At 70.7% G+C, this 26,451-nt stretch carries 6 protein-coding genes; all 6 read left to right on the top strand.

Annotated elements, in window-relative coordinates; genetic code table 11:
* Positions 1-165 precede the first annotated feature (165 nt).
* The 6 genes from OG300_RS17150 (at position 166) to OG300_RS17125 (ending at position 26,449) form a co-directional block, all read left to right on the top strand.
* Positions 166-23,229, top strand: a complete 23,064-nt coding sequence (locus OG300_RS17150; protein WP_405497091.1) for a non-ribosomal peptide synthase/polyketide synthase — start codon at positions 166-168, stop codon at positions 23,227-23,229.
* The gene (locus OG300_RS17145; RefSeq protein WP_405497089.1) at positions 23,226-23,435 is read left to right on the top strand and encodes an MbtH family protein; all 210 of its coding nucleotides are present in this window, start codon (positions 23,226-23,228) and stop codon (positions 23,433-23,435) included. Before OG300_RS17150 ends, OG300_RS17145 begins: the two co-directional genes overlap by 4 nt.
* 123 nt (positions 23,436-23,558) lie before the next feature.
* A complete protein-coding gene (locus tag OG300_RS17140) occupies positions 23,559-23,984 on the top strand; it encodes an RskA family anti-sigma factor (protein WP_405497087.1) in 426 nt (141 codons plus the stop codon).
* A 197-nt stretch (positions 23,985-24,181) separates the two neighbouring features.
* Positions 24,182-24,838: an ECF RNA polymerase sigma factor SigK gene (gene sigK / locus OG300_RS17135; RefSeq protein ID WP_405497085.1), complete on the top strand. Its 657-nt coding sequence runs from the start codon at positions 24,182-24,184 to the stop codon at positions 24,836-24,838.
* Positions 24,835-25,563, top strand: coding sequence for an anti-sigma factor domain-containing protein (locus OG300_RS17130; RefSeq protein ID WP_405497083.1), 729 nt, complete (start codon positions 24,835-24,837; stop codon positions 25,561-25,563). Before sigK ends, OG300_RS17130 begins: the two co-directional genes overlap by 4 nt.
* A 577-nt stretch (positions 25,564-26,140) precedes the next feature.
* Positions 26,141-26,449, top strand: a complete 309-nt coding sequence (locus tag OG300_RS17125) for a helix-turn-helix transcriptional regulator (RefSeq protein ID WP_405497081.1) — start codon at positions 26,141-26,143, stop codon at positions 26,447-26,449.
* The last annotated feature ends 2 nt before the right edge of the window (positions 26,450-26,451 follow it).

Below are 26,451 nucleotides of genomic sequence, written 5' to 3'. Positions count from 1 at the left end.
CACGGGTTTTCGCGTGTCGCGATTGTCTGACTTCCAATTTATTCGGTTTTGGGACCAATCCGTCCGGTAGGTCTGTGCGATTTCCTAGCTGGAGTGTTGCGGCGAGATTGCCGCCATGTCCTGACTCGAAGCCCACAGTCTGTTATCGGCGATTGGAGTGTCTGAATGACCGCCCTGGCCTCGCAGCCCGCAGGTCGCGACGTATCGGACAATGCTTCCCGTTTCCCTTTGTCCGTAGCTCAGCTGGGCATTTGGAACGCGCAGCACATCGCACCCGCGGTGCCGCTCACGGTCGCCCAGTACGTGCACGTGCGTGGAGACTTCGACATCGAGCTGCTCGCACAGGCCCTCCGGCTGTGTGCTGATGATTTGCAGAGCATTCGCTTACGGCTCGTCGAGGTGGGCGGCAGCCCGTATCAGGAAGTGGGACCGGACGTCCCGATCGAGATCGCGCGGCACGACTTCCGCGATTGCGACCGGCCCGTGGACGCCGCCATGGAGTGGATGCGCCGCGACGTCACCGTCCCCATCCCGCTGCTGGGCGCGCGCCTGTTCGAGACCTTCGTGCTGCAGGTCGGCGATCACGAATTCCTGTGGTACGCAAAGATGCACCACATCGCCATCGACGGCTACGGCGCGATGCTGCTGGTCGCCCGGATAGCGGAGCACTACACCGCGCTCGCGGAGCAGACCACGCCGAGCCACTCGGCCGCCTACGATCTGCGCTCCATCTACGAATCCGAATCCGCCTATCGCGCATCGGCGGACTTCGGTGGCGACCGCGAATTCTGGCGCGAGCGCCTCGACGGCCTCGGCCCCGCCACCAGCCTCAGCGACCGCTTCGGTCCCGCCGACGCGCACCGCCACGTCGAGAGCGGCCTGCTCGGCAGCGCCTGCGTCGCCGGGCTCACCGGCGTCCGCGACCGGTTCGGCACTTCGCGTTCGGCGCTGCTGACCGCCGGTGTGGCCGCCTATCTCGCCGCCATGACCGGACGCGACACCATCACGCTGAGCCTGCCGGTGACCGCGCGCACCACGCCCGCACTGCGGGTTTCGGCGGGCTACGTGTCGAATGTGGTGCCGCTGCGGGTGGACGTCGAACCCGGCATCACCGTCGCCGAACTGGTGGCCCAGGTCGATCCTCGTATCCGGGACGCGCTGGCGCACCAGCGGTATCGCCACGAGGACATGCAGCGCGACCAGGGCGGCGCGGGCAACCACCGCGACTTCTTCGGACCGGTCGTGAATTTCATGCTGTTCCACACCGGAATTCGCTTCGGCGCGGCCGAGGCGACCATGCACCTGCTGTCCACCGGCCCGGTGGAGGACCTGTCGATCAACGTCTACAACGGCTCCGGCGACGGTGAACTGCTGGTCGACTTCATCGCCAACCCGACCCGCTACACGGCCGACGAACTGCGTGACCACCACCGCCGCTTCCTCGACTTCCTCGCCGAGTTCCTGGTCGCCGCACCGCAATCGGATGTCTCGGCGCTGCCGGTGCTGACCGCCGCCGAGCGCGACCTGGTGTTGCGCGACTGGGCCATCACCCCGCCCGCCGCCACCCCCGAGGCCACCCTCGCCGACCTGTTCGACGCGGCCGCTCGTGAACACGAGCAGCGCACCGCCGTCGTGTGCGGCGACACCGCGCTCGACTACCGGCAGCTCAGCGCCCGCGCCGACATCTTGGCCCGGCAGCTGGTCGGCTTCGGTGTCGGCCCGGAAACGCTGGTCGCCGTGGCACTTCCGCGCTCGATCGAGCTGGTGGTCGCGCTGCTGGCGGTGATCAAGGCGGGCGGCGGCTATCTGCCGGTCGACCCGAGCTACCCGGCCGACCGCATCGCCTACCTGATGGCGGACGCGCGCCCGGCCTGCGTGATCACCACCGCGGCGCTGGAAATGCCGCTGCCGGAATCGCTCTCGGTGCTCGACCTCGCCACCATCGACTGGGACGCGCCGGTGGCGGCGTTCACCGCCGCGGATCGGCTCGCACCGCTCTCGCCGCGGCACACCGCCTACGTCATCTACACCTCCGGATCGACCGGCCGCCCCAAGGGCGTGCAGATCCCGCACCGCAATGTCGGGATGCTGTTCGCCAATACGATGGCGGACTTCGGTTTCGCGCACACCGACGTGTGGACGCTGTTCCACTCCTACGCGTTCGACTTCTCGGTCTGGGAGCTGTGGGGTCCGCTGCTGCACGGCGGCACCCTGGTCGTCGTCGACTACGAGACCTCGCGTTCACCGCAGCTGCTGCTGGAACTGCTGCGGGCGCAACGGGTGACGGTTCTCAACCAGACGCCCTCGGCGTTCTATCAGCTCATCGACGCCGACCAGGACTCCGTGGCGGTCGCGCCGCTGGCCTTGCGCTACATCGTGTTCGGCGGCGAGGCACTGGATCCGCGCCGCCTGCGCGACTGGTACGACCGCCACGGGGACACCGCGCCGCGCCTGGTCAACATGTACGGCATCACCGAGACCACGGTGCACGTCAGCTACCGGCCGCTCGCACGCGCCGACGCCGACGCGGGACTCGCGGGCATCGGCCGCGCCCTGCCCGGCCTGGGAATGCTCGTGCTGGACAGGCGATTGCGCCCCGCGCCGATCGGCATCACGGGGGAGATCTATGTCTGCGGCGAGCAGTTGGCGCGCGGATACCTCGGACGCCCCAGCCTGACCGCGACCCGTTTCGTGGCCAACCCCTACGGCGCTCCCGGTGAAAGGCTCTACCGTTCCGGCGATCTCGGGCGCTGGACGCCGGCGGGGGAGCTGGAGTACTTCGGCCGCGCCGACGACCAGGTGAAGGTGCGCGGTTTCCGCATCGAGCTCGGTGAGATCGAGGCGGCGGTGCTCGCCCAGCCCGGCGTGCGCCAGGTCGCGGTGGTGGCCCGGCCCGACGTCACGGGTGGATCCCGGCTCGCGGCCTACGTGGTCGCCGAGACCGCGGTGGCGCTGGATGTCGCGCGGCTGCGTGCCGCCGTATCGGGCCGGGTGCCCGACTACATGGTGCCCGCCGCGTTCATGGTGCTCGAGCGCCTGCCGTTGACGGTCAACGGCAAACTGGACCGCCGCGCCCTGCCGGAGCCGATCGCCGAGGCCGCCGTCTATCGGGCTCCGGTGAGCGCGGCGGAAATCGCGGTCGCACAGGTGATCTCGGAAGTGCTCGAGGTCGAGCAGGTCGGTCTCGACGACGGCTTCTTCCTGCTCGGCGGCAACTCGCTGAGCGCGACGCGGGTCGCGGCCCGCCTCGGCTCGGCGCTCGGTGTCACGGTGCCGGTGCGCCTGGTGTTCGAGACGACCACGGTGGCGGAGCTGGCCGCACGGGTGGCCGGGCAGGCCGCGAACTCGAATCTGCCTCGCCTGACCCGCCGTCCCCGGACCGCGGATACGCCGCTGTCCCCGGCACAGCTGCGGCTGTGGTTCATCAACCGCTTCGATCCCGACGCGGCGACCTACAACATCCCGTTCTCGATCCGCATGAGCGGCGAACTGGATGTCGCGGCCCTGCGGGCGGCCGTGGCCGACCTGGTCGCCCGGCACGAATCGCTGCGAACGGTCTTCCCCGACAGCGCCGACGGCCCGCGGCAGCGAATCCTCGCGGCCGCGGCCGCCACCCCGGAGCTGAACCTCACCGACGTTCCCGCCGCGGGCCTCGACGCCCGGCTGCGGGAGATCGCGGGCGCGGGCTTCGACCTGACCACCGAAACCGCACTGCGGATGTCGCTGCTGCGCACCGATTCCCGCGAACACGTGCTGGCGGTGGTGATCCACCACATCGCCGCCGACGGCTGGTCGCTGGCCCCGCTGCTGCGCGATCTGTCCGAGGCCTACCGGGCGCGGAGTGCGGGACAGGCCCCGGCGTGGGCCGAACTGCCCGTCCAGTACGCGGATTACAGCTGGTGGCAGACCGAACTGCTGGGCGCGGCAAGCGATCCGGGCAGCGTGCTGGCCACCGAGCTGGCGTACTGGCGCGACCGGCTGGCCGAGCTGCCCGATGAGCTCTCGCTGCCGTATGACCGCAAACGTCCTGCGGTGCAGTCGTTCCGGGGCGCGAAGGTCGACCTGTCGATCGACGCGGCGCTGCATCAGCGACTGCTGTCGATCGCGCAGGACAGCGACGCCACCCTGTTCATGGCGGTGCACGCGGCCTTCGCGGTGGTGCTGGCCCGGCTCTCGGGCAGCCCCGACGTCGCCGTCGGCACGCCGGTGGCCGGTCGCGGTGAACCCGAATTGGACGATCTGATCGGCATGTTCGTCAATACGGTGGTGTTCCGGTCGCGGGTGGACGGGCACGATTCGTTCCGCGCGCTGCTCGGCGCGCAGCGCGAACACGACCTGGCCGCCTTCGCGCACGCCCGGCTGCCGTTCGAGCGCCTGGTGGAGGAGCTCAACCCGGTGCGTTCGACCGCCCGGCATCCGCTGGTGCAGATCGGCTTCTCCTTCCAGAACCTGGGCGGGATCGAGGTCGGACTGCCGGGACTGACGGTGTCGGGCAGCGAGATCGAGACCTCCGTCGCGCAGTTCGACCTGCAACTGGTGGTCACCGACCGTTACGACGCGGCGGGCACGCCCGCCGGAATCAGCGGTCATTTCGTCTACGCCAGCGACCTTTTCGACGCGGAGACCGTCGCGGACATCGCGCGGCGCGTGGTCGGGGTGCTCGCCGACGCGGCCGCCCGGCCGGATGTCCCGGTCGGGGATCTGGCGCTGCTGGACGGCGTCGAGCGGGAGCGGATCCTGCACAGCTGGAACGACACCCGGCATCCCGCGGGGGTCGGCGGGACCCTGGCGAGCCGGTTCGCGGCGCAGGTCGAGCTGACCCCGGCGGCGATCGCGATCGTCGCCGACGGTGAGAGCGGGACGCGGGAGCTGACCTATCGGGAGTTCTCCGAGCGCGTGAACCGCCTCGCGCGGCACCTGATCGGACTCGGCGTCGGGCCGGAGGTCCGGGTCGGGCTGGCGGTCCCGCGCTCCGCGCACCTGCTGATCGGCATGTACGCGGTCGCGGCCGCCGGCGGTGTGTACGTGCCGATCGATCCGGCGCAGCCGGTCGAACGGCTCACCCACATCCTCGACACGGCGCAGCCGCTGTGCGTGCTGACCGTCACCGGTGTCGAAATGCCCGCACGGGCAAGTGATTCGCCCATCGTCGACATCGAGGCCCTGGAGCTGTCGGCGCTGTCGTCGGCTCCGATCCGCGAGGACGAGCGGCGGGCGCCGCTGCATCCCGCGAACACCGCCTACCTGCTGTTCACCTCCGGATCGACCGGGCAGCCCAAGGGTGTCGCGGTGCCGCATCGCGCGGTGGTCAACCAGATCGCCTGGAAGATCGACGCTTTCGGACTCGACGCCGACGACGCGGTGCTGGTGAAGACCGCCGCCACCTTCGATCTGTCGGTGTGGGAGTTCTATTCGGCGCTGCTGAGCGGCGGCCGTACGGTGATCGCCCGGCCCGACGGCCACCGCGATCCCGCGTACCTCGCCGACCTGATTGCCGCGCAGCGGGTTTCGGTGCTGCACCTGGTGCCCTCGATGCTTTCGGCACTGCTCGCGGAGGGCTCCGCGCTGCCCGGCTGCTTGCGACTGGTGCTGGCCATCGGCGAGGACCTACCCGCGGCGATCGCGCACCGCTGCCTGACGGTGAATCCCGCTGTCGCGCTGTGGAATCTGTACGGCCCGACGGAGGCCGCCGTCTCGGTGACCGCCCACCGGGTGGACGCCGCCGACACCGGATCGGTGCCGATCGGCACGCCGGAGTGGAACACCCGCGCCTACGTACTCGACGCCCGGCTGCGGCCGGTCGCGCCGGGCGTCGTCGGTGAGCTGTACCTGGCCGGAACCCAGCTGGCGCACGGGTATTTCGCGCGCTCGGGGCTGACCGCGGAGCGCTTCGTGGCCGACCCGTTCGACGCGGGCGTCCGGATGTATCGCACCGGTGACCTCGCGGCCTGGGATGCGAACGGGGAACTGCGATTCCACGGGCGCAGCGACTTCCAGGTCAAGCTGCGCGGATTCCGCATCGAACTCGGCGATATCGAGGCGGCACTGCTGGGCCTCGACGCGGTCGAGTCCGCCGTCGTCATCGCCCGTGACGATCACGGGCTCGGCGACCGCCTGGTCGGCTACGCGGTACCCGTGGCCGGGGCCGCACTGGACCCGGAGACGGTGCGGGCCGGCCTGGCTCGTGAGTTGCCCGCGTACATGGTGCCCTCCGACATCATGGTGCTGCCCGAACTGCCGATGACGCTCACCGGCAAGGTGGACCGCCGCGCGCTGCCCGCCCCCGCCGTGCGTGTGATCGGATACCGGGCACCGGTGACGGCCACCGAACAGGCCGTCGCGGAGGTCTTCGCGGCCGTACTCGGTGGTGACCGAATGGGATTGGACGACGACTTCTTCGCGCGGGGCGGCAACTCGCTGCTCGCCGCGCGCGCCGCCGCCCGCCTCGGCACCGCGCTGGCCACCACCGTCGCGGTGCGCGCGCTGTTCGAAGCCCCCGCGGTCGGCGCCCTGGCCACCCTGCTGGATTCGCTTGCGGGCCAAGCTCCGACGCCGGTGCTGACCGCCGGTGAGCGGCCCGCCCGGATCCCGCTGTCGGCCGCGCAGCGCAGACTGTGGTTCCTCAACCGCGCCGACACCGATTCCGCCGCCTACAACATCGCGCTCGGCCTGCGCCTGTCCGGCCCGGTCGACCGCAACGCCCTGCAGGACGCGGTCTCGGATGTGGTTGCCCGCCACGAGACCCTGCGCACCCTGTTCCCGGAGGATGCCGAAGGCCCCGTGCAGCGGGTGCAGCCCGTCGACGCGGTGTCGGTGCCGCTGGTGCGCATCGTGTCCCGTCCCGAGCACGTCGACGCGGACGCGGCCGACTTCGCGGCCTGCGGTTTCGACCTGACCCAGCAGCTGCCGGTGCGCGCGGCCCTGCTGCGCATCGCCGAGAACGAGCACCTGCTGGTGCTGGTGCTGCACCACATCGCCGCCGACGGCTGGTCGCTGACGCCCCTGGCCCGCGACCTGACCACCGCCTACGAATCCCGGCGTGCCGGCATGCTTCCCGGCTGGGCGCCGCTGCCCGTGCAGTACGCCGACTTCAGCATCTGGCAGCACGAGGTGCTCGGCGCGGACGGCGATCCCGGCAGCGTGGCCGCCCGGGATCTGGCCTACTGGACCGAGCAGCTGGCCGAGCAGCCGGAATGCCTGGAACTGCCGACCGATCGGCCGCGCCCGGCCGCCGCCTCGCACCGCGGTGCGACGGTCCGCACCCGGGTGGACAGCGGGTTGCACGCTGCCGCCGAGGCATTCGCGCGACAGCACGGCTCGACGGTGTTCATGGTGCTGCACGGCGCGCTGGCCGGACTGCTGTCGCGGCTGGCCGCCACCACCGACATCACGGTGGGCACACCGATCGCCGGACGCGGCGACGCGGAACTCGACGAGCTGGTCGGCATGTTCGTCGGCACCGTCGCGCTGCGCACCGCCGTCGCGCCGCAGACCTCGTTCGAGGAGCTGCTGCGGTCGGTGCGTGAAACGGATCTGGACGCCTTCGCGCACGCGCGGCTGCCGTTCGAACGGCTGGTGGACGCGCTGCGGCCCACCCGGGCCGCCTCCCATCATCCCCTGTTCCAGGTGGTGATGTCGGTGCACAGCGCGGTTCCCGACACCATCGAGCTGGAGGGCCTGCGCGCCACCACCGCGACCGCACTGGATGTGGGCGCGGCACTGTGGGATCTCCAATTCACCTTCGTCGAAAATCACTCGAGCGCAGGCGATCCGGACGGCATTCAGCTGGATCTCACGTATGCGACCGACCTGTTCGACGAGGCGACGGCCGAGGCGCTGCTGGATCGGTATCTCCGGCTGCTCACCGGCGCGCTCGCCGAACCCGCCATCGCGATGGGTGATCTGCCGTTGCTCACGGCGACCGAGACCCGATCGCTGGCGCGGGTGAGCGTCCCGGCGGCGGGCGAGCCGCGCACGCTGGCGGACATCTTCGCCGCGGCCGCCACCGAACCGGGCCGGGCCGCGGTGCGTTTCGCGGGCCGCGAGCTGACCTACGGCGAGCTGGACCGGTCGGGCAACCGGCTGGCCCGGCTGCTCATCGGACATGGCGCGGGGCCGGAATCGGTGGTGGCGCTGGCGATTCCGCGCTCGGTGGAATCGGTGCGCGCCGTCGTGGCCGTCACCCGGACCGGCGCGGCCTTCCTGCCGGTCGACCCGGCCTACCCCGAACAGCGCAAGCGGCATATGCTCGGCGACTCCGGGGTGCGGGTGGGCTTGACCATGCGCGCCCACGTCGACGACCTGCCGCGCGATGTGCGCTGGATCTGCCTGGACGACCCGGAGCTCGCCGAGCAGTGCGGGCGACTGCCGGACCGTCCGGTCACCGACGCCGATCGCAGTGCGCCGCAATCGCTCTCGCATCCGGCGTACGTGATCTACACCTCCGGGTCCACCGGCACCCCCAAGGGTGTCGTTGTCACGCACCGCGGGCTCGCGGACTTCGCGCACGCGCTCGGCGACCGGGTCGGCGTGCAACGTGACTCGCGCACTCTGCATTTCGCGTCGCCGAGCTTCGACGCCTCGGTGCTGGAGTTGATGCTGGCCTGGCGGGCCGGGGCCACCATGGTCATCGTGCCGCCGGAGATCTTCGGCGGCGCGGAACTGGCCGAACTGCTCGAGGCCGAACGGGTCAGCCACGCCTTCCTCACCCCGGCGGCGCTGGCCAGCATCGACGCGAGCCGCCACCCGCTGCCGTTGCTGCGTGGACTGGCGGTCGGCGGTGACGCCCTCGGCGCGGATCTGCTCGCCCGCTGGGCGCCCGGCCGTCGTCTCTGCAACGCCTACGGCCCGTCGGAAGCGACTGTGGCCGTGGCGATCTCGGACGCACTGTCCGAACACGGCCCGGTCGTGCTGGGTCGTCCCATCGAGGGCGCGGGTCTCGCCGTGCTGGATTCCCGGCTGCGGCCGGTGCCGGTCGGCGTCACCGGTGAGCTCTACATCGCGGGACCGGCGGTGGCGCGCGGCTACCTCGGCCGCTCCGGCCTGACCGCGTCCCGCTTCGTCGCCGCGCCCGCCGGAACGCCCGGCGAGCGCATGTACCGCACCGGAGACCTGGTGCGCTGGAACGCGACCGGGGAACTGGTCTTCCTCGGCCGCGGCGACGATCAGGTGAAGCTGCGCGGCTTCCGCGTGGAACTCGGCGAGGTGTCCGCGGCGGTCTCCGGCTGCCCCGGAATCCGATTCGCGCACAGCGAGATCCGGCGCGACGATGCCGGACGCCAGCAGATCGTGGCCTACGTGCTGCCCGACACCGCCGGTACGGTCGACGAGCGCGCCATCCGCTCGCACGTCGCCTCCCGGCTGCCCGGGTACATGGTGCCCGCCGCCGTCGTGGAGCTGGCGTCGATCCCGTTGTCGCCCACCGGAAAACTCGACCGGCGCGCCCTGCCCGCCCCCGACTGGGACGCGGCACGCACCGGACGCGAGCCCGCCACCCCGACCGAGGCCCGCATCGCGGCCGCCATGGCGCAGGTGCTCGGGATCGAGCGGGTCTGCGCCGACCACAGCTTCTTCGACGTGGGCGGCAACTCGCTCTCGGCGACTCAGTTGGTGTCGCGGATCGCGCTGCCCGGCGGCGGACGTCTCACCGTCCGTGAGGTTTTCGCGCATCCGACCCCGGAACAGCTGGCTCTGCTGGTCGATGCCGCCGACGCGCAGGACGGCCCGCCGCGTCCGGTGCTCGCGGCCACGGCGCGCACCGGCCGCACCGAGCTCTCGGCGGCTCAGGCCCGGCTGTGGTTCCTCAACCAGCTCGAACCGCTGGCGGGCACCTACAACATCCCGGCCGTCGTGCGGCTGCGTGGTGTGCTCAACGCGCGTGCGCTGGAAGCCGCGCTCACCGACGTGGTTTCGCGCCACGAGGTGCTGCGCACTGTCTACCCGCAGGACGATCACGGACCGCACCAGGTGATCGTGCCCGCACACGAGCTGGCCTTCGACCTCTCGCAGGTCGAGGTGAGCCCGCTCGAAATCGACTACCACATCGAGGTTTCCGCCGAGCGCGGCTTCGACCTGACCTCCGAGATCCCGGTGCGCGCGGAACTGCTGCGCACCGCGACCGACGAGCACCACCTGGTCCTGATCATCCATCACATCGCGTTCGACGGCGGGTCGCTGGCTCCGCTGGCCGCCGACCTGAGCACCGCGTATCAGGCGCGTCGCGAGGGTCGCGCGCCCGAATGGGCGCCGCTGCCGGTGCAATACGCCGATTTCACGGCGTGGCAGCGTGATCTGCTCGGTGACGAACGGGATGCCGCGAGCCTGTCCGCGCGGCAGGTGCGCTACTGGCGCGGTCGCTTGGCGGCGCTGCCGGACTGCCTGGAAATGCCGGTCGATCGCCCGCGTCCGGCGCGCGCCTCCCATCGCGGCGCGTCGGTGCGGGCCCGCATCGACACGGGCCTGCGGGGCCGCGTGTCGAGCTTCGCGCAGCGGCACCGGGCCACCGACTTCATGGTGTTGCACGCCGCGCTCGCGGTGCTGCTGTCGCGAATGAGCGGCAGCGAGGACATCGCCGTCGGCACCCCGGTGGCCGCTCGCACCGAACCCGAGCTGGAGCAGCTGGTCGGCGCGTTCGTCAGCACCGTGGTGCTGCGCACCGCGGTCGAGTCCGATCACTCGTTCTCGCGGCTGCTCACCGACCTGCGGGAAGCCGATCTGGCGGCCTTCGCGCAGGCCGACCTGCCGTTCGAGCGACTGGTCGAGGTGCTCAACCCGCGTCGCTCCACGGCGTATCACCCGCTGTTCCAGGTGAGCCTGTCGCTGGACAACTTCGCGCCGCCGACGCTGTCACTGGCGGATCTGAAGCTCTCGCCGCAACCGTTCGTGCCGCCGGTCGCCAAGTTCGACCTCCAGTTCGTCTTCGCCCCCGTCGCGGGCAAGCCGGGCGGCGAGGACGGGCTCGAGCTCTGCCTGACCTATGCGACAGACCTTTTCGACGAGGCGACCGCACTGCGTCTGGTCCGTCGCTACGTGCGGGTGCTCTGCTCCGCGCTGGGCGAGCCCGACACCCGCATCGGCGATCTGGAGATCCTCACCGCGGACGAGGCGCGGGCCCTGGCCCCGGTGCGCGGTGAACGCTGCGATCTGGTCACCACCCTGCCCGCGCTGCTGGCGGAGGCGGTCGGCACCGGTGCGCGGGCCGCGGTCATCGCGGACGGCCGCACGGTGACCTACCGCGATCTCGACGAGCGCTCGAATCGCTTGGCGCGCACGCTGATCGAGGCGGGCGCGGGACCCGGCGTGGTGGTCGCGCTCGGCATGGCGCGCTCCCTGGAATCGGTGATCGCCACCGCCGCGGTCGCCAAGACCGGTGCGGCGTTCCTGCCCATCGACGTCCGCCACCCCGCCGATCGCATTCGGCACATGCTCACCGATTCCGGTGCGCGACTGGGCATCACGACCGCCGCCGAGCGGGCGGTGCTGCCCGCCGATCTGGGGGTCGACTGGCAGCTGGTCGATGACGCGACCGGTAGCCCGGCCGCCGTCACCGACAACGACCGGCACCGGCCGCTGCACGTGGACGATGTCGCCTACGTCATCTACACCTCCGGATCGACCGGCATCCCGAAGGGCGTCGCGGTCACCCATCGCGGGCTCGGCGCGTTCGCGACCGACCAGCGCATCCGCTACGCCATCGATTCCGATTGCCGCACTGCGCATTTCGCATCGCCGAGCTTCGACGCCTCGGTGCTGGAACTGATGCTGGCCTGGGGTGCGGGAGCCACCATGGTGGTCATCTCACCGGACGTCTACGGCGGTGACGAACTCGCGACGGCGCTGCAGCGTGACGAGGTCACCCACGCGTTCCTGACCCCGGCCGCACTGGCGAGCATCGACGCCGGGCGCTGGAGTCTGCCGCGGCTGCGCTGCCTGGTCGTGGGCGGCGAGGCGGTCAGTTCGGATCTGGTGGGCAGCTGGTCCGCGGGCCGGGCCGTGCACAACGCCTACGGGCCTTCCGAGGCGACGGTCGCACCGGTGGCCTCCGCACCGCTGAACACGAATACCGGTGTGGTGCTGGGCCGTCCGATCCGGGGCTCGGCGGTGATGGTGCTCGACGCGCGGTTGCGGCCGGTTCCGGTCGGCGTCGCGGGCGAACTGTACGTCGCGGGGCCGTCGCTGGCCCGCGGCTACGTGGAGCGGGCCGCGCTGACCGCCTCACGCTTCCTGGCCAACCCGTACACCGACCGTCCCGGCGAACGCATGTACCGCACGGGCGACGTGGTGCGCTGGAACGGCAGCGGCGAACTGGTGTTCGTGGGCCGCGGTGACGACCAGGTGAAGGTGCGCGGTTTCCGCATCGAGCTCGGCGAGATCACCGCCGTGGTGGCGAGCCTGGCGGGAATCCGCTTCGCCCACACCGAGATCCGGCGTGATCAGGGCGGCAGCGACCGCATCGTCTGCTACGCGGTGCCCGCCGACGGCGGAACCGTGGATCAGCGCGAGATCCGCGAGCACGCCGCCACCCGGCTGCCCGGCTACATGGTGCCCTCCGCGGTGGTGGCCCTCGACGCCATCCCGCTCACGCCCAGTGGCAAACTCGATCGCCGGGCGCTGCCCGAACCGGTCTGGGAACCGACCGAGACCGGCCGCGATCCCGAGACCGCCAGCGAGGTGCTGGTGGCCGCGGCGATGGCCGAAGTCATCGGCTGCGAGAAGGTTTCGGCCGATCACGACTTCTTCGAACTCGGCGGCACCTCGCTCTCGGCGACCCGCGTGGTCGCGCATCTCGCCGCGACCACCGGCTGCCGGATCGGCGTGCGCACGGTCTTCGAACATCCGACCCCCGAACGCCTGGCGCGGGTGCTCGATGTCGAACTGGCGCAGGGCGACTCGGGCCGTCCGGAACTCGGCAGCGGACAGCGGCCGTCGCGGATTCCGCTCTCACCGGCGCAGCAGCGACTGTGGTTCCTCAACCGCTTCGAGGCGGGCACCGGCACCTACAACATTCCGCTGGCCCTGCGGCTGCGCGGCGAACTGGATGTCGACGCGCTGCGGGCCGCCCTCGGCGATGTGGTGATCCGGCACGAGGTGCTGCGCACGCTGTTCCCGCAGGACGCCACCGGACCGCACCAGGTGGTCGCCGACTTCGACCCGGCGCGCTGCGCGCTGTCCCCGGTCGCGGTGCGCGCGGCCGACCTCGAGGATCGGCTGCGGGCTGGTGCCGCAACCGGTTTCGACCTCGCGGTGGAGCCGCCCTTCCGGGCCGAGCTGCTGCGGGTCGACGCCGACGATCACGTGCTGGCGGTGGTGCTGCACCATATCGCCGCCGACGGCGGCTCGGCGGGACCACTGGCGATGGACCTGGCGACGGCCTATGCCGCGCGCCGGGACGCCACGGCACCGCGCTGGCTCGAATTGCCGGTGCAGTACGCCGATTTCAGCGTCTGGCAGCATCGCCTGCTCGGCGACGAGACCGATCGCGACAGCATGGCCGCACGGCAGCTGTCCTACTGGCGTGACACCCTCACGGGCCTGCCCGAATGCGTGGAACTGCCCGCCGACCGGCCGCGACCGGATCGCCGAACCCACCGGGGCGCCGAGGTTTCCGCCCGCATCGACGGGCCCTCGCACCTGGCGCTGACCCGGCTGGCGCGCGAACGCAATGTCAGTCTGTTCATGGTCCTGCACTCCGCCCTCGCGGTGCTGCTGGCCCGGCTCAGCGGTTCGGGCGATATCGCCGTCGGCACGCCCATCTCGGGCCGCTCCGACGCCCGGTTGCATCCGCTGATCGGCATGTTCGCCGGGACGCTGGTGCTGCGCACACCGGTGGATCGCTCGGCCTCGTTCGCGGATCTGCTGGCGGCCGTGCGAGAGATCGACCTGGACGCGTTCGCGCACGCCGACATTCCCTTCGAACGACTGGTGGAGGCGCTCGCCCCGGCCCGCTCGACCGCGCATCACCCGCTGTTCCAGGTGATGCTGTCGGTGCACGACGAGATCCCCGCACCGCCCACCCTGGACGGGGTGACGGTCTCGGTGCACGACGTGCCCAACGAGATCGCGAAATTCGATCTCCAGTTCACCTTCGCCGAAACCCGTTCCGTGCACGGCGATCCGGACGGCCTGGACATGACGCTGTCCTACGCCACCGACCTGTTCGACGCCGCCACCGCCGAGCGCATCGCCGCCCGGTTCACCGGCCTGCTGGCCGGACTCACCGGTCGCCCGTACCGGCCGGTCGGGGACGCGGAACTGCTCACCGTCGCCGAGCGGGCGCTGCTGGCTCCCGCCCGCGGCATCCCCGGTCCGGTGCCCGCCACCCTGCCGGAGCTGTTCACGGCGGCGGCTGTGGCCCGCGACCGGATCGCGCTGGTGTCGGCGGGCGGCAGCCTGACCTACGGTGAGCTCGAGGAGCGCTCGAATCGGGTGGCACGGGCCCTCATCGGAGCCGGTGTCGGCCCCGGCGACATGGTGGCCCTGGGCCTGCCGCGCTCACTGGAGTCGGTCCTCGCCACGCTGGCGGTCGCCAAGACCGGTGCCGCCTTCGTGCCCGTCGACGTCCGCTATCCGGCCGACCGCATTCGGCACATGCTCGCCGATTCCGGTGCCCGCCTGGGCATCAGCACCGTCGCCGACATCCTCGGCCTGCCCGAGGACCTGCGCTGGATTCCGCTCACCGAACTCGAGCTCTTCGATTCAGCCGCACCCGTGAACGATTCGGATCTGGTGCGGCCGGTATCGCTGGACCAGGTGGCGTACCTCATCTACACCTCGGGCTCGACCGGTACCCCCAAGGGCGTCGCGGTCACCCACCGCGGCCTGGCGGGCTACGCCGCCGAGCAGCGCGACCGCTACCACATGGACTCGGCAAGTCGCGCACTGCATTTCGCCTCGCCCAGCTTCGACGCGTCCATGTGCGAGATGCTGTTCGCGTGGGGCGCGGGCGCGACGCTCGTCATCGCCTCGCCCGATATCTACGGCGGTGACGAACTCGCCGCACTGCTCGACAGCGAGGCCGTCTCGCACGCCTTCCTGACCCCGTCGACGGTGGCCAGCATCGACATCACCCGCTGGCCGCTGCCGGCACTGCAATACCTGGTCGTCGGCGGCGAATCCGTCGGCGCGGAACTGGTGGCGCGCTGGGCGCCGGGCCGAAACCTGTTCAACGGCTACGGACCCACCGAGACGACCATCATGAGCGCCATCTCCGAGCGGCTCGCGCCGCAGGGGCCGGTGGTGCTGGGCCGTCCCATCCGGGGCACCGCGATGCTGGTCCTCGACGACCGGCTGCGGGCGGTGCCGCCGGGGGTCACCGGTGACCTGTACATCGGCGGTGACGGACTCGCCCGCGGATACCACCACCGTGGCGGCCTGAGCGCACATCGGTTCGTGGCCAACCCCTTCGCGGTGGTAGCCGGTGAGCGGATGTACCGCACCGGTGACGTCGTGCGCTGGTCGGCGGCGGGCGAACTGGTGTTCGTCGGACGCGGTGACGACCAGGTGAAGGTGCGCGGCTTCCGCATCGAACTCGGCGAGATCACCGCCGTCGTGTCCGGGGTGACCGGAATTCGATTCGCCCACACCGAGGTTCGCGACGATCCGGCCGGCCGGCCGGCCCTGGCCTGCTATGTGGTCACCGAGACCGGTGGCGACATCCTGCCGGAGGGGCTGCGCGAGCAGGTGGCATCGCGGGTGCCGGTGCACATGGTGCCGTCGGTGTTCGTGCCGATCGCGTCGATCCCGCTGTCTCCCAACGGGAAACTGGATCGCCGCGCCCTGCCCGAACCGGCCTGGCCGACCACGGTCTCCGGCCGGGAACCGGCCACTCCGAACGAAAAGCTGGTCGCCGCCGTGATGGCCGAGGTGCTCGGCCACGAGATCCGGGCCGACCACAGCTTCTTCGAGCACGGCGGCACCTCGCTGTCGGCCACCCAGGTGGTCGCCCGCATCGCCGAGGCGGGCGGCGCGGAACTGCCCGTGCGCGCGGTCTTCGAGCATCCGACCCCCGAGGGGATGGCGGTGCTGCTGGACGCGACGGCGGGCACCGACAAGGCCCGCCCCGCACTGGTGGCCGGGGAACGTCCGGCGCGGATCCCGCTGTCGCTGGCACAGCAGCGCCTGTGGTTCCTCAACCGCTACGACACCTCCTCCGGCGCGTACAACATCGCCATCGGGCTGCGCCTCACCGGACGTCTCGACGCGAGCCGGGTGCAGGACGCGGTCACCGATGTGCTGGCCCGCCACGAGGTGCTGCGCACCCTCTTCGCCGAGGATGCCGACGGCCCGCACCAGGTGGTGGTCGCGGCCGAGCAGGCGCGAATCCCATTCGCGCACATCGAATCCGGGAACGGATCCCTGGCCACCGATGCCGCCGACTTCGTCCGGCTCGGCTTCGACCTGTCCCGCGAACTGCCGCTGCGCGCCGCGCTGCTGACGGTGGGACCCGACGAGCACGCGCTGGTCATCTCGGTGCACCACATCGCCGCCGACGGCTGGTCGATGGCTCCGCTGGCACGGGACTTCATCACCGCCTACGAGGCCCGCGGCACCGGCACCGACCCGCAGTGGCGGCCGCTGCCCGTGCAGTACGCGGACTTCAGTGTGTGGCAACGTAATCTGCTCGGCGACGAGACGGACCCCGACAGCCTCGGGGCCCGGCAGCTGGAGTTCTGGCGCACCCGCCTGGCCGGGCTGCCGGAATGCCTGGAACTGCCGACCGACCGGCCGCGACCGGTGACGGCCAGTCACCGCGCCGAATCCGCCTCGGTGCAGATCGGCGCCGAAACCCACTGGCGGCTGGTGGAATTCGCGCGCAGCCGCGACCTGAGTGTGTTCATGGTGCTGCACGCGGTGCTGGCGGTGCTGATCGCGCGCACCACCGGCACCCGCGACATCGCCATCGGCACCGCGGTGGCCGGACGCGGGGCCAGCGCGCTCGACGATCTCGTCGGCATGTTCGTCGGCACCCTGGTGCTGCGCACGGATGTCGATGGCGCGACGCCGTTCTCGGCGCTCGCCGAGAGCGTGCGCAACGTCGACCTGGACGCCTTCGCCAATGCCGACCTGCCGTTCGAGCAGCTGGTGGAGGCGCTCAACCCGGTCCGCTCCACCGCACACCACCCGCTGTTCCAGGTGAGCCTGTCGCTGGTCAACCTGACCAAGCCGGTGGTGCGACTGTCCGAGCTGACGGTCGAGACCCTCCCCATCGACCCGGGTCTGGCCAAGTGTGATCTGCAGTTCACCTTCACCGAAGCGCAGACCGCGCACGGTGATCCGGCAGGCCTCGAGCTGCTGCTGACCTACGCGACCGATCTGTTCGAATCCGCCACCGCCGACCGCATGAGCCGCCGCTACCTGCGACTGCTCGACGATCTGCTGGCGGCCCCCGACGCACCGGTCGGCGACGCGGGCCTGCTGAGCTCCTGGGAGCACTCGGTGCTGGTCCCGGCCCGCGGCATCACCGCCGCCGCGCCGATCACCCTGCCCGAGCTGTTCGCCCGCGCCGCAACGGATCCGGACCGGGCCGCACTCGTCGCCGGGGACGTCACCGTCAGCTACGGCGAACTCGACGCCTGGTCCAACCGGCTGGCCCGCCAGCTGATCGGACGCGGGGTCGGACCGGGCACGGTGGTCGCGCTCGGGTTGCCCCGCTCGATCGAATCGGTGGTCGGGTCGATCGCCATCGCCAAGACCGGCGCGGCATTCCTGCCGGTCGACATCCGCCATCCCGCCGACCGCATCCGGCACATGCTCAGCGATTCCGGTGCGCGCCTGGGCTTGACCCTCGCGCACGGACTCGACGGGCTCCCAGCGGATCTCGACATCGACTGGCTGGTGGTTGCTCGTGACGCCACCGGATCCGCCGAGCCGATCCGCGACAGCGACCGCACCCGGCCGCTGCGCATCGACGAGGTCGCCTACGTCATCTACACCTCCGGATCGACCGGCGTGCCCAAGGGCGTGGCGGTCACCCACCGCGGCGTGTTCAACTGCGCCGAGGTGCAGCGCGTGCGCTTCGGCATCGGAAGTGGCTCGCGGACCACGCATCTGGCGTCGCCGAGCTTCGACGTCGCGGTGCTGGAACTGCTGCTGGCCTGGTGCGGCGGCGCGACCATGGTGATCGTCCCCACCGATATCTACGGCGGTGACGACCTGGCCGAACTGATCGACACCCAGCGGGTGACGCACGTGATCATCACCCCGGCCGCGCTGGCGAGCATCGACGCGGACCGCTGGCCGCTGCCGCGCCTGCACACCCTGATCGTCGGCGGTGAGGCGTTCGACCGTGAACTGGTCGAGCAGTGGTCGCGCGGCCACGACATCGTCAACGGCTACGGGCCGTCGGAGGCGACCATCGCCACCACCTTCTCCGAACCGATGTGCGCGGATCGTCCCATCGCACTGGGCCGTCCGATGCGCGGGGTCACCGCGGTGGTGCTCGACGCCCGGCTGCGGCCGGTGCCGATGGGCGTCGCCGGAGAGCTGTACGTGGGCGGCATCGGCCTGGCCCAGGGCTATCACCGCCGGGCCGGGCTCACCGCCGGGCGCTTCATCGCCAACCCGTTCGGGGCGGCGGGGGAGCGGCTGTACCGCACCGGCGACCTGGTGCGCTGGAACTCCGACGGCGACCTGATGTTCGTCGGCCGCGCCGACGACCAGGTCAAGGTGCGCGGCTTCCGGATCGAACTCGGCGAGATCACCGCCGTGATCGCGGGCTGCCCCGGAGTTCGCTTCGCGCACACCGATGTCCGCCGCGACGCCGCCGGAATGAACCGGGTCGTCAGCTATGTGGTGCCGCTCGACGACCGGGAGCTGAACGAGGCGGAGCTGCGGACCATCGCGGCGCAGCGGCTGCCCGCGCACATGTTGCCGTCGGCGTTCGTGGAACTCGCCTCGATTCCGTTGACCCCCAATGGAAAGCTGGATCGGCGCGGGCTTCCCGAGCCGGTATGGCAGGTGCGCGACGGCGGCCGGTTGCCCGAGACCGACAGCGAGAAGTTGATCGCCGCGGCCATGTCCGAGCTGGTGGCCCGCGCACAGGTGCACGCCGACCACGATTTCTTCGAGCTCGGCGGAAATTCGCTGTCGGCAACGCAATTGATCAGCCGGATCAATGTCGCCGCCGGCTGCCGGATGCAGGTCCGGGCCGTCTTCGAGCATCCGACACCGGAACTGCTGGGCGCGGAGCTCGACCGGCAGCTGCGCTCCGGAGCCGCCGACCGCATCGCCCTCACCGCCGGAGTCCGGCCCGAACGGCTGCCGCTCTCGGCCGCGCAGCAGCGGCTGTGGCTGCTCAACCGGTTCGACACCGGCAGCACCATGTACAACATCCCGTTCGTGCTGCGCCTGCACGGCGCGCTGGAAGTGCCCGCGCTGCAACAGGCTTTCGCCGATGTGGTGACGCGGCACGAGTCGCTGCGCACCCGGTTCCCCGCCGACGCGGACGGACCGCACCAGGTGATCGCGGCGGGCCACCGCGCGCCGCTGCCGGTGACCGAGGTGACCCGCGACGCGGCGGTCGCCTGCGTGGGCAAGCTGATCGCGGCGGGATTCGATGTGGCGCAGGAGATCCCGGTCCGCGCCCGCCTGGTCCGGATCGACCGCGACGAGCACATCCTGGTGCTGGTACTGCACCACGTGGTCGCCGATGGCGCGTCGGTCGCGCCGCTGGCGGTCGACCTCGCCGCGGCCTACCGGGCCCGGCGCGGCGGCAACGCGCCCACCTGGGCGCCGCTGTCGGTGCAGTACGCGGATTTCAGTGTGTGGCAACACCGCATGCTCGGCAGCGACACCGATCCCGAGAGCATGGTGTCGCGGCAGACCGCCTACTGGACTCGGCAGCTGGCCGGACTGCCGGACGTGCTGACCCTGCCCGTCGACCGGCCTCGCCCCGCCGTGCCGAGCTACCGTGGCGCTTCGGTGCACCAGCGCATCGACGCCGCGTTGCACGCCGGTCTCACCGACCTGGCCCGGCGCAGCGGCACCAGCGTTTTCATGGTGCTGCACGCCGCGCTCGCGGTGCTGCTGTCGCGGCTGGGCGGCGGGGACGACATCGTCATCGGCACGCCGATCGGCGGTCGCGTCGACCCGCAGCTCGAACCGCTGGTCGGCATGTTCGTGGGCACCGTGGTGCTGCGCACGCCGGTGGCGACCGATCGGCCGTTCGGCGAATTGCTCGCGGCGGTCCGCGATATCGACCTGGATGCCTTCGCGCATGCCGACATTCCGTTCGAGCGGCTGGTGGAGGTGCTCGCGCCGACCCGCTCGGCGGCCTATCACCCGCTGTTCCAGGTGATGCTCTCGGTGCACGCCGGGGTGCCCGCGCTGCCCGGACTCGACGGCGTCGAGGTCGCTGTCGAGGACTTCGAGATGACGGCGGCCAAGTTCGACCTCCAGTTCACGCTCGCGGAATCGCATACGCCGCAGGGTGATCCGGCCGGCATCGATCTCTCGGTCACCTACTCGACCGATCTGTTCGAGTCCGCCTCCGCCGAAAGCCTCGGGCAGCGGTTCACCCGTCTGCTCGGTCACCTGGTGACGCGGCCGGAACTGGCCGTCGGCGACGTCGAACTGCTCGACGCGGCCGAACTCGGCGCGCTGGCCCCGGCGCGCGGTGCGCAGTCGGTGCCCGCGGCCACCTTCCCCGAGGTGTTCGCCGCCGCGGTGGCCGCCGCACCGGACTCGGTCGCGGTCCGCGACCGCGAGGTGCAGATGAGCTACGACCAGCTCGACCGGGCCACCAACCGGCTGGCGCGGGCGCTGCTGGCGCGCGGTGTCGGTCCGGAAGGCTATGTCGCACTGGGGATGCCGCGCTCGGTCTCCTCGATGCGGGGCCTGCTGGCGGTCATCAAGGCCGGGGCGGCGTTCGTCCCGGTGGATCCGGCCTATCCGGCGGATCGGCAGCGGCACATGCTCACCGACTCGGGCGTCACGGTCGGCCTGACCATCGCCGACTGCCGGGCCGCCATGCCGGAGGGACCGCACTGGCTCGTGCTCGACGACCCGGAATTCGCGGCGGAGGTCCGGTCCTATCCGGGCACTCCGATCGAGGCGGGCGAACGCGGCCGGATCACCACCGCGCACCCCGCGTACCTCATCTACACCTCGGGCTCGACCGGCCTGCCCAAGGGCGTGGCGGTCACCCACGCGGGCATCGCGAACTTCACCGCGGAGCTGCGTGACCGCTGCGGCATCGACACCGGCTCGCGCGTACTGCATTTCGCCTCACCGAGTTTCGACGCGGCGATCCTGGAGTTGCTGATGGGCCTGGGCGCGGCCGCCACCGCGGTGCTCGCCGACACCTCGATCTACGGTGGCGACGCACTGCGAGAACTGTTGCGCGAGGAGCGGATCACGCACGCCTTCGTCACCCCCGCCGCCCTGGCGACGGTGGCACCCGAGGGACTCGGCGAGCTCGAGGTGATCATGGTCGGCGGCGACCGCACCGGACCCGAGCTGGTCGAACGCTGGGTGCACACCGCCCACGCCCCGCAGCGCACCATGCTCAACGCCTACGGGCCCTCGGAGATCACCGTGGCCGCCACCATCAGCTCGCCGCTGCGACCCGGGACACCGGTGACCATCGGCGCGCCGCTGCGCGGATTCGCCGCGCTGGTACTGGATTCGCGGTTGCGGCCGGTGCCGCGCGGCGTCACCGGTGAGCTGTACCTGGCCGGTGCCGCCCTGGCCCGCGGCTACCACCGCAGGCCCGGGTTGACCGCCGGGCGCTTCGTCGCCGATCCCTTCGGCACGCCCGGGGAACGCATGTACCGCACCGGCGATCTGGTGCGGTGGGTGGCGCGGGGTTGCCGCTGGGAGCTCGAATACCAGGGTCGCGGCGACGATCAGGTGAAGATCCGCGGCTTCCGCATCGAACTCGGTGAGATCGACGCGGCGCTGGTCTCGCATCCGCGGGTCACCGGCGCGACCACCATGGGCTACGAAATGGACAGCGGCGCGACGATTCTCGCGTCCTATGTGAGCAGCCGTCCGGGCGATCGGCCCGAAGCGGCCGAGCTGCGCACCCATCTCGCGGCGTTGGTGCCGGGTTACATGGTGCCGCAGTCGATCACGGTGCTCGACGCGCTGCCGGTGACTGCGGCGGGCAAGCTGGATCGGGCGGCGCTGCCCGCGCCCGAACCGCTGGCCGCGGCGCGGTATCGCGCACCGGAGACTCCGGCCGAGACCCTGGTGTGCGCGGCCTTCGCCGAGGTGCTCGAGGTGGCGTCGGTCGGAGCGGACGACAGTTTCTTCGAGCTCGGCGGCAACTCGCTGCTGGCCACGAAACTCGTTGGGATACTGCGGGACCGGCATCGGGTCGAGGTTCCGATGCAGGCGGTGCTGCTGGATCCCACCCCGGCCGGAATCGCCACCCGCCTCAGCGGCGGTGGCTCCGACGCCGAGGCCGCGGCCTTCGCGGTGGTGCTGCCGATCCGGGCCCGGGGCAGCCTGCCGCCCCTGTTCTGCGTGCATTCGGCCAGCGGTGTCGCCTGGAGCTACACCGGCCTGCTGCCGCAGCTGGAACCGGAGCGGCCGGTGTACGGCCTGCAGATGCCGCAGCTGAGCGAGGACGCGCCCGACCTGAACACGGTCCAGCGGCTGGCCCGGCGCTACATCCGCGAGCTGAAAGCGATTCAGCCGCAAGGCCCGTACCACCTGCTGGGCTGGTCGCTCGGCGGTCTGATCGCCTACGAGATCGCCGCGCAACTGGTGCGGGCGGGGGAGCAGGTGGACTTGCTGGCGCTGCTCGACAGCCGGGTGCTCGCCGACGAACCGCAGACCGCCGAACCCAGTGCCGGTGAGCTGCTGGCCGCCCTGCTCGGCGACTCGGCACTCGCCAACGAACCGGTGACCGCGGAGCGGGCCGCGCAACTGCTGCGGGAACGCCAGGGCCCGTTCGGCACGCTGAGTGCCGAACGCGTCGAACGGCTCTACTCCGGATATCTCGCGGGCACCACGATGGGCCACGAATTCCGGCCCGGGCAGTACGCCGGTGATCTCGTCTACTTCACCGCGGGCCTGCCGGGCGCCGCCGGACCCGGACGGCACCGCGAGCCGGTGCCCGGGGCCGGGGCGTGGCGCGAGTGCGTGCTCGGCGATGTGCACGAGCACGTCGTCGAATGCTCACACGTGGACATGGGTTCGCCCGCGGCGCTGGCCGATATCGCGCTGGTGCTCAACACCTATCTCGTGCAGAACACCGCCACTACCGCAGGAAGGACCCGGGGATGAGCAGCACCAACCCGTTCGACGACGAGGACGGCCGGTTCACCGTGCTGGTGAACGACGAGAACCAGCATTCGCTGTGGCCGGAGTTCGCGGCCGTGCCGGACGGCTGGCACATCGTGCACGCCGGGCAGCGTGCCGACTGCGTGGACTATGTCGACCGGCACTGGGTGGATATGCGCCCGAAGAGCCTGGTGGACGGCTGCGCGTAGGTCGGTGGCCGCCACGAATAATCAGGATTTCGAGCATCCGTGGTGGCCGCCCACTGCTCTTGTATTGTCTGCTCCGTCCGACGTTGTTCCACGTGAGAGCTGCTGGACAGGAAGTGACCGACGATGACCGTCGATGTGCCGGCCGACGCCGATCTGCTCGACCTCGCCTACGTGTACGCGATGGATGCCGTCACCGAGCTCGAACGTGCCGTCATCCAGCGGCGCCGCGCGCTGGCCGACCCCGCCACCGCCGCGGCGTTCGACGCGGTGGTGTCCCGGGTTCAGGCGGCACTCGCGCTGGTGAGCAGAGCCGATTCCTGCCCGCCGCCGGCCGGCCTGGAGGCCAGGCTGCTCGGGGCACTGGATCAGCTCGGCGCCACGCACGTCCGGGTCGACACCGAACCACCGGAGCGGTCGTCGCATCCGGGCTGGCTGTGCGCGGTGGCCGTGGTGCTGGTCGTGCTGGGTCTCAGTGCGGGTCTGGTCGAGCGCGGAGCCTTCGATCCGGGCTCGATCGGCGTGGCCCGCGCGGCCGTCGCCGGTCGCTGAAAGCCTCGCCGAAAACTTTCCACACCTGACCAAACCTCCGGCCGGATCGGTGCGAAACCCTATCGTGCCCATTCGAACACCAGGCACACGGGCGCGTTTCGTCGAGCGCTCGCCGGTTTTCCTGCCCGTGAGCCCGCTCGTGACGCATCGCGAATTTCGCTGCTGCCCAACGAGTTCGGAGGAATACAGGTGACACGTTGACCGACGACGACAGTCAGACCGTGCTACGACTGGTGCGCCATACGGACACCGGCGACGAGGAGTTCGGCGCGTGCCCGGTACGACCGGCACGTTCGGACGACATCCAGCTACTGGCGCAACTGATCGCCGAGATCGCGGGCGGTGATCGGGGAGCCTTCACCGAGTTCTATCGCATGACGAGTCACCGGGTCTTCGGCCTGGCCGTGCGGATGCTGCGCAACCGCGCGACGGCCGAGGAGATCACCCAGGAGGTCTATCTGCAGGCGTGGTCGCTGTCGGCGAAATACGACCAGCGACTGGCGAGTCCGATGGGCTGGCTGATGATGCTGACCCATCGGCGCGCGGTCGATCGATTGCGCAGCGATCACTCCGCCGAGAACCGGGAAATGTCTTACGGCCGAAGGCATATGGACCGCGAGCGGGACGTGGTGGTCGAAACGGTGGAGCAGCGTGCCGATCGCCGTGCGGTACTGCACTGCACCCAGACCCTCACCGAGCTGCAACGCGAGAGCATCACCCTGGCCTACTACGAAGGTCTCACCTACACCGACGTGGCCGACCGGCTGAACGTACCCACCGCAACGGTGAAGAGCCGGATCCGGGATGGACTCAAACGCCTTCGGGCATGCCTGACAGGAAGTGACCAACGATGAGCGCCACCGGGCGATCGGATACCGAGCTACTCGACCTCGCGCACGCCTATGCGCTCGACGCCCTGCCCGAACGGGAACGGCGTGCCCTCGAGCGCCGCCGTCGCCGGGCGGACCGGTACACGGCAGCCGAATTCGACTCCACCGTCACGGCGGTGCACGAGACCCTCGCGGAACTGAGCGTCGTTGACGCCTGCACGCCGCCACCGGAATTGGAAGCCGGACTGCTGAAGGCATTGGACCGGGCCATTCGCGCGGCGGGCCGCAAGCAGGTCGGCTTCGGCTCGGTGCCGCGGCTGGCGCAGGCCGCCGCCGCGATCCTGCTGCTGGTGGTGCTCGGCACCGGGCTGCTGGCCATCACGCAGCGGATCGGCGGGCATGAATCGTCACAGGTCACCGCGGCAGTCGTTGCCGCGCAACCGGATACGATCACCCGCACCGCGGTGGTAGGTGGCGGTGGCCAGCTGCGGGTGGAAACCTCGCAATCGCTGGGGGCGGCCTCGGTCGCCTTCGAGAATCTCGCGGACCCTCCACCTGGACACGCCTACCAGGTCTGGCTCGTGCCATTGGGCCTCGCACCGCGCTCGGCCGCCGTGCTGGGCAGCGTCCCGGGCAAGCCCGTGATCACCAAGTTCGGCGCGACGGACACCCTCGCGGTCACTGTCGAACCGTCCGGCGGTTCCGATCAGCCCACCACCACACCGATCGCCAGCGTGAACCTCTACTGAGGCCGGAACGTCGATTGGTTCCGATCACCAGGGATGGCTGCCGAAGGAATCCAGCATCGATCGAATCGCTTCCCGGACCTTCCGCCATGGTATGGCGTAGGGCTCGGAAGGATAAGTGGTGCAATCGCTTTCGACTGCCGCCGTGGTGCGCCCGGCAGCCGCGATGCGCGCGGTGGCGCTAATGGTCGGGGGGATCAGCTCCAACAATGGCTTCATCCTCACAAGCATTCGAGAGTGCCGACGCGGATGCGACTGTTTGAAGGCGATCCGGTGCCTCCAGTGTGTCAGGTATTGCCGCCCGATTTCAGCACAACAAGCGAAGCAATTCCGGCGAGATCCGACGGCGCGAATAATGGAATTGCGTGATTCACGCGGGACTGCGGTATTCCCCTCCGGTCGCGCATCGAACGGTGCGGAACGGGTACCCAGCGAGGGGTGGACAGCGGAGTCGCCCGGCTCGACTCGACTGTCTCGACGATCGAAAGCGAAACCCATGGTCAGCGGTATAGAGGTGAGGTTCGACGATATCGGTGTGGACGAGACCCGGACGGAGACCGTTCATCGGGCGATCACATATATGCAATCGCATCTCCGTGACAATATTTCGATCGGCGATATCGCGCGCTCATCGTACGTGAGCCCGCGCGCGGTCCAGCTCGCCTTCCGCCACCACTACGACACCACGCCGATGGCGTACCTGCGTCACCTCCGGCTGTGCGGCGCGCACGCCGAACTCGTCGCCAGCTCCCCGCGCGACGGCGCGACCGTCACGATGATCGCCACCTCGTGGTGCTTCGGCAATCCCGGCCGTTTCGCCATCGAATACGGCCGGGTTTTCGGCGAACCACCGCACGTCACCCTGGGACGCCGCAGCCTCGAGAACTGATC

This window comes from Nocardia sp. NBC_00511, assembly GCF_045161165.1.
GTDB lineage: Bacteria > Actinomycetota > Actinomycetes > Mycobacteriales > Mycobacteriaceae > Nocardia.
This window is presented reverse-complemented; position numbering and strand designations above follow the sequence as displayed.

Bases quoted from the DNA above. Each gene is read 5' to 3' on its own strand.
- OG300_RS17140 (WP_405497087.1), top strand. From the start codon at position 23,559: ATGACCGTCGATGTGCCGGCCGACGCCGATCTGCTCGACCTCGCCTAC.
- OG300_RS17150 (WP_405497091.1), top strand. From the start codon at position 166: ATGACCGCCCTGGCCTCGCAGCCCGCAGGTCGCGACGTATCGGACAAT.
- OG300_RS17125 (WP_405497081.1), top strand. From the start codon at position 26,141: ATGCAATCGCATCTCCGTGACAATATTTCGATCGGCGATATCGCGCGC.
- OG300_RS17145 (WP_405497089.1), top strand. From the start codon at position 23,226: ATGAGCAGCACCAACCCGTTCGACGACGAGGACGGCCGGTTCACCGTG.
- OG300_RS17130 (WP_405497083.1), top strand. From the start codon at position 24,835: ATGAGCGCCACCGGGCGATCGGATACCGAGCTACTCGACCTCGCGCAC.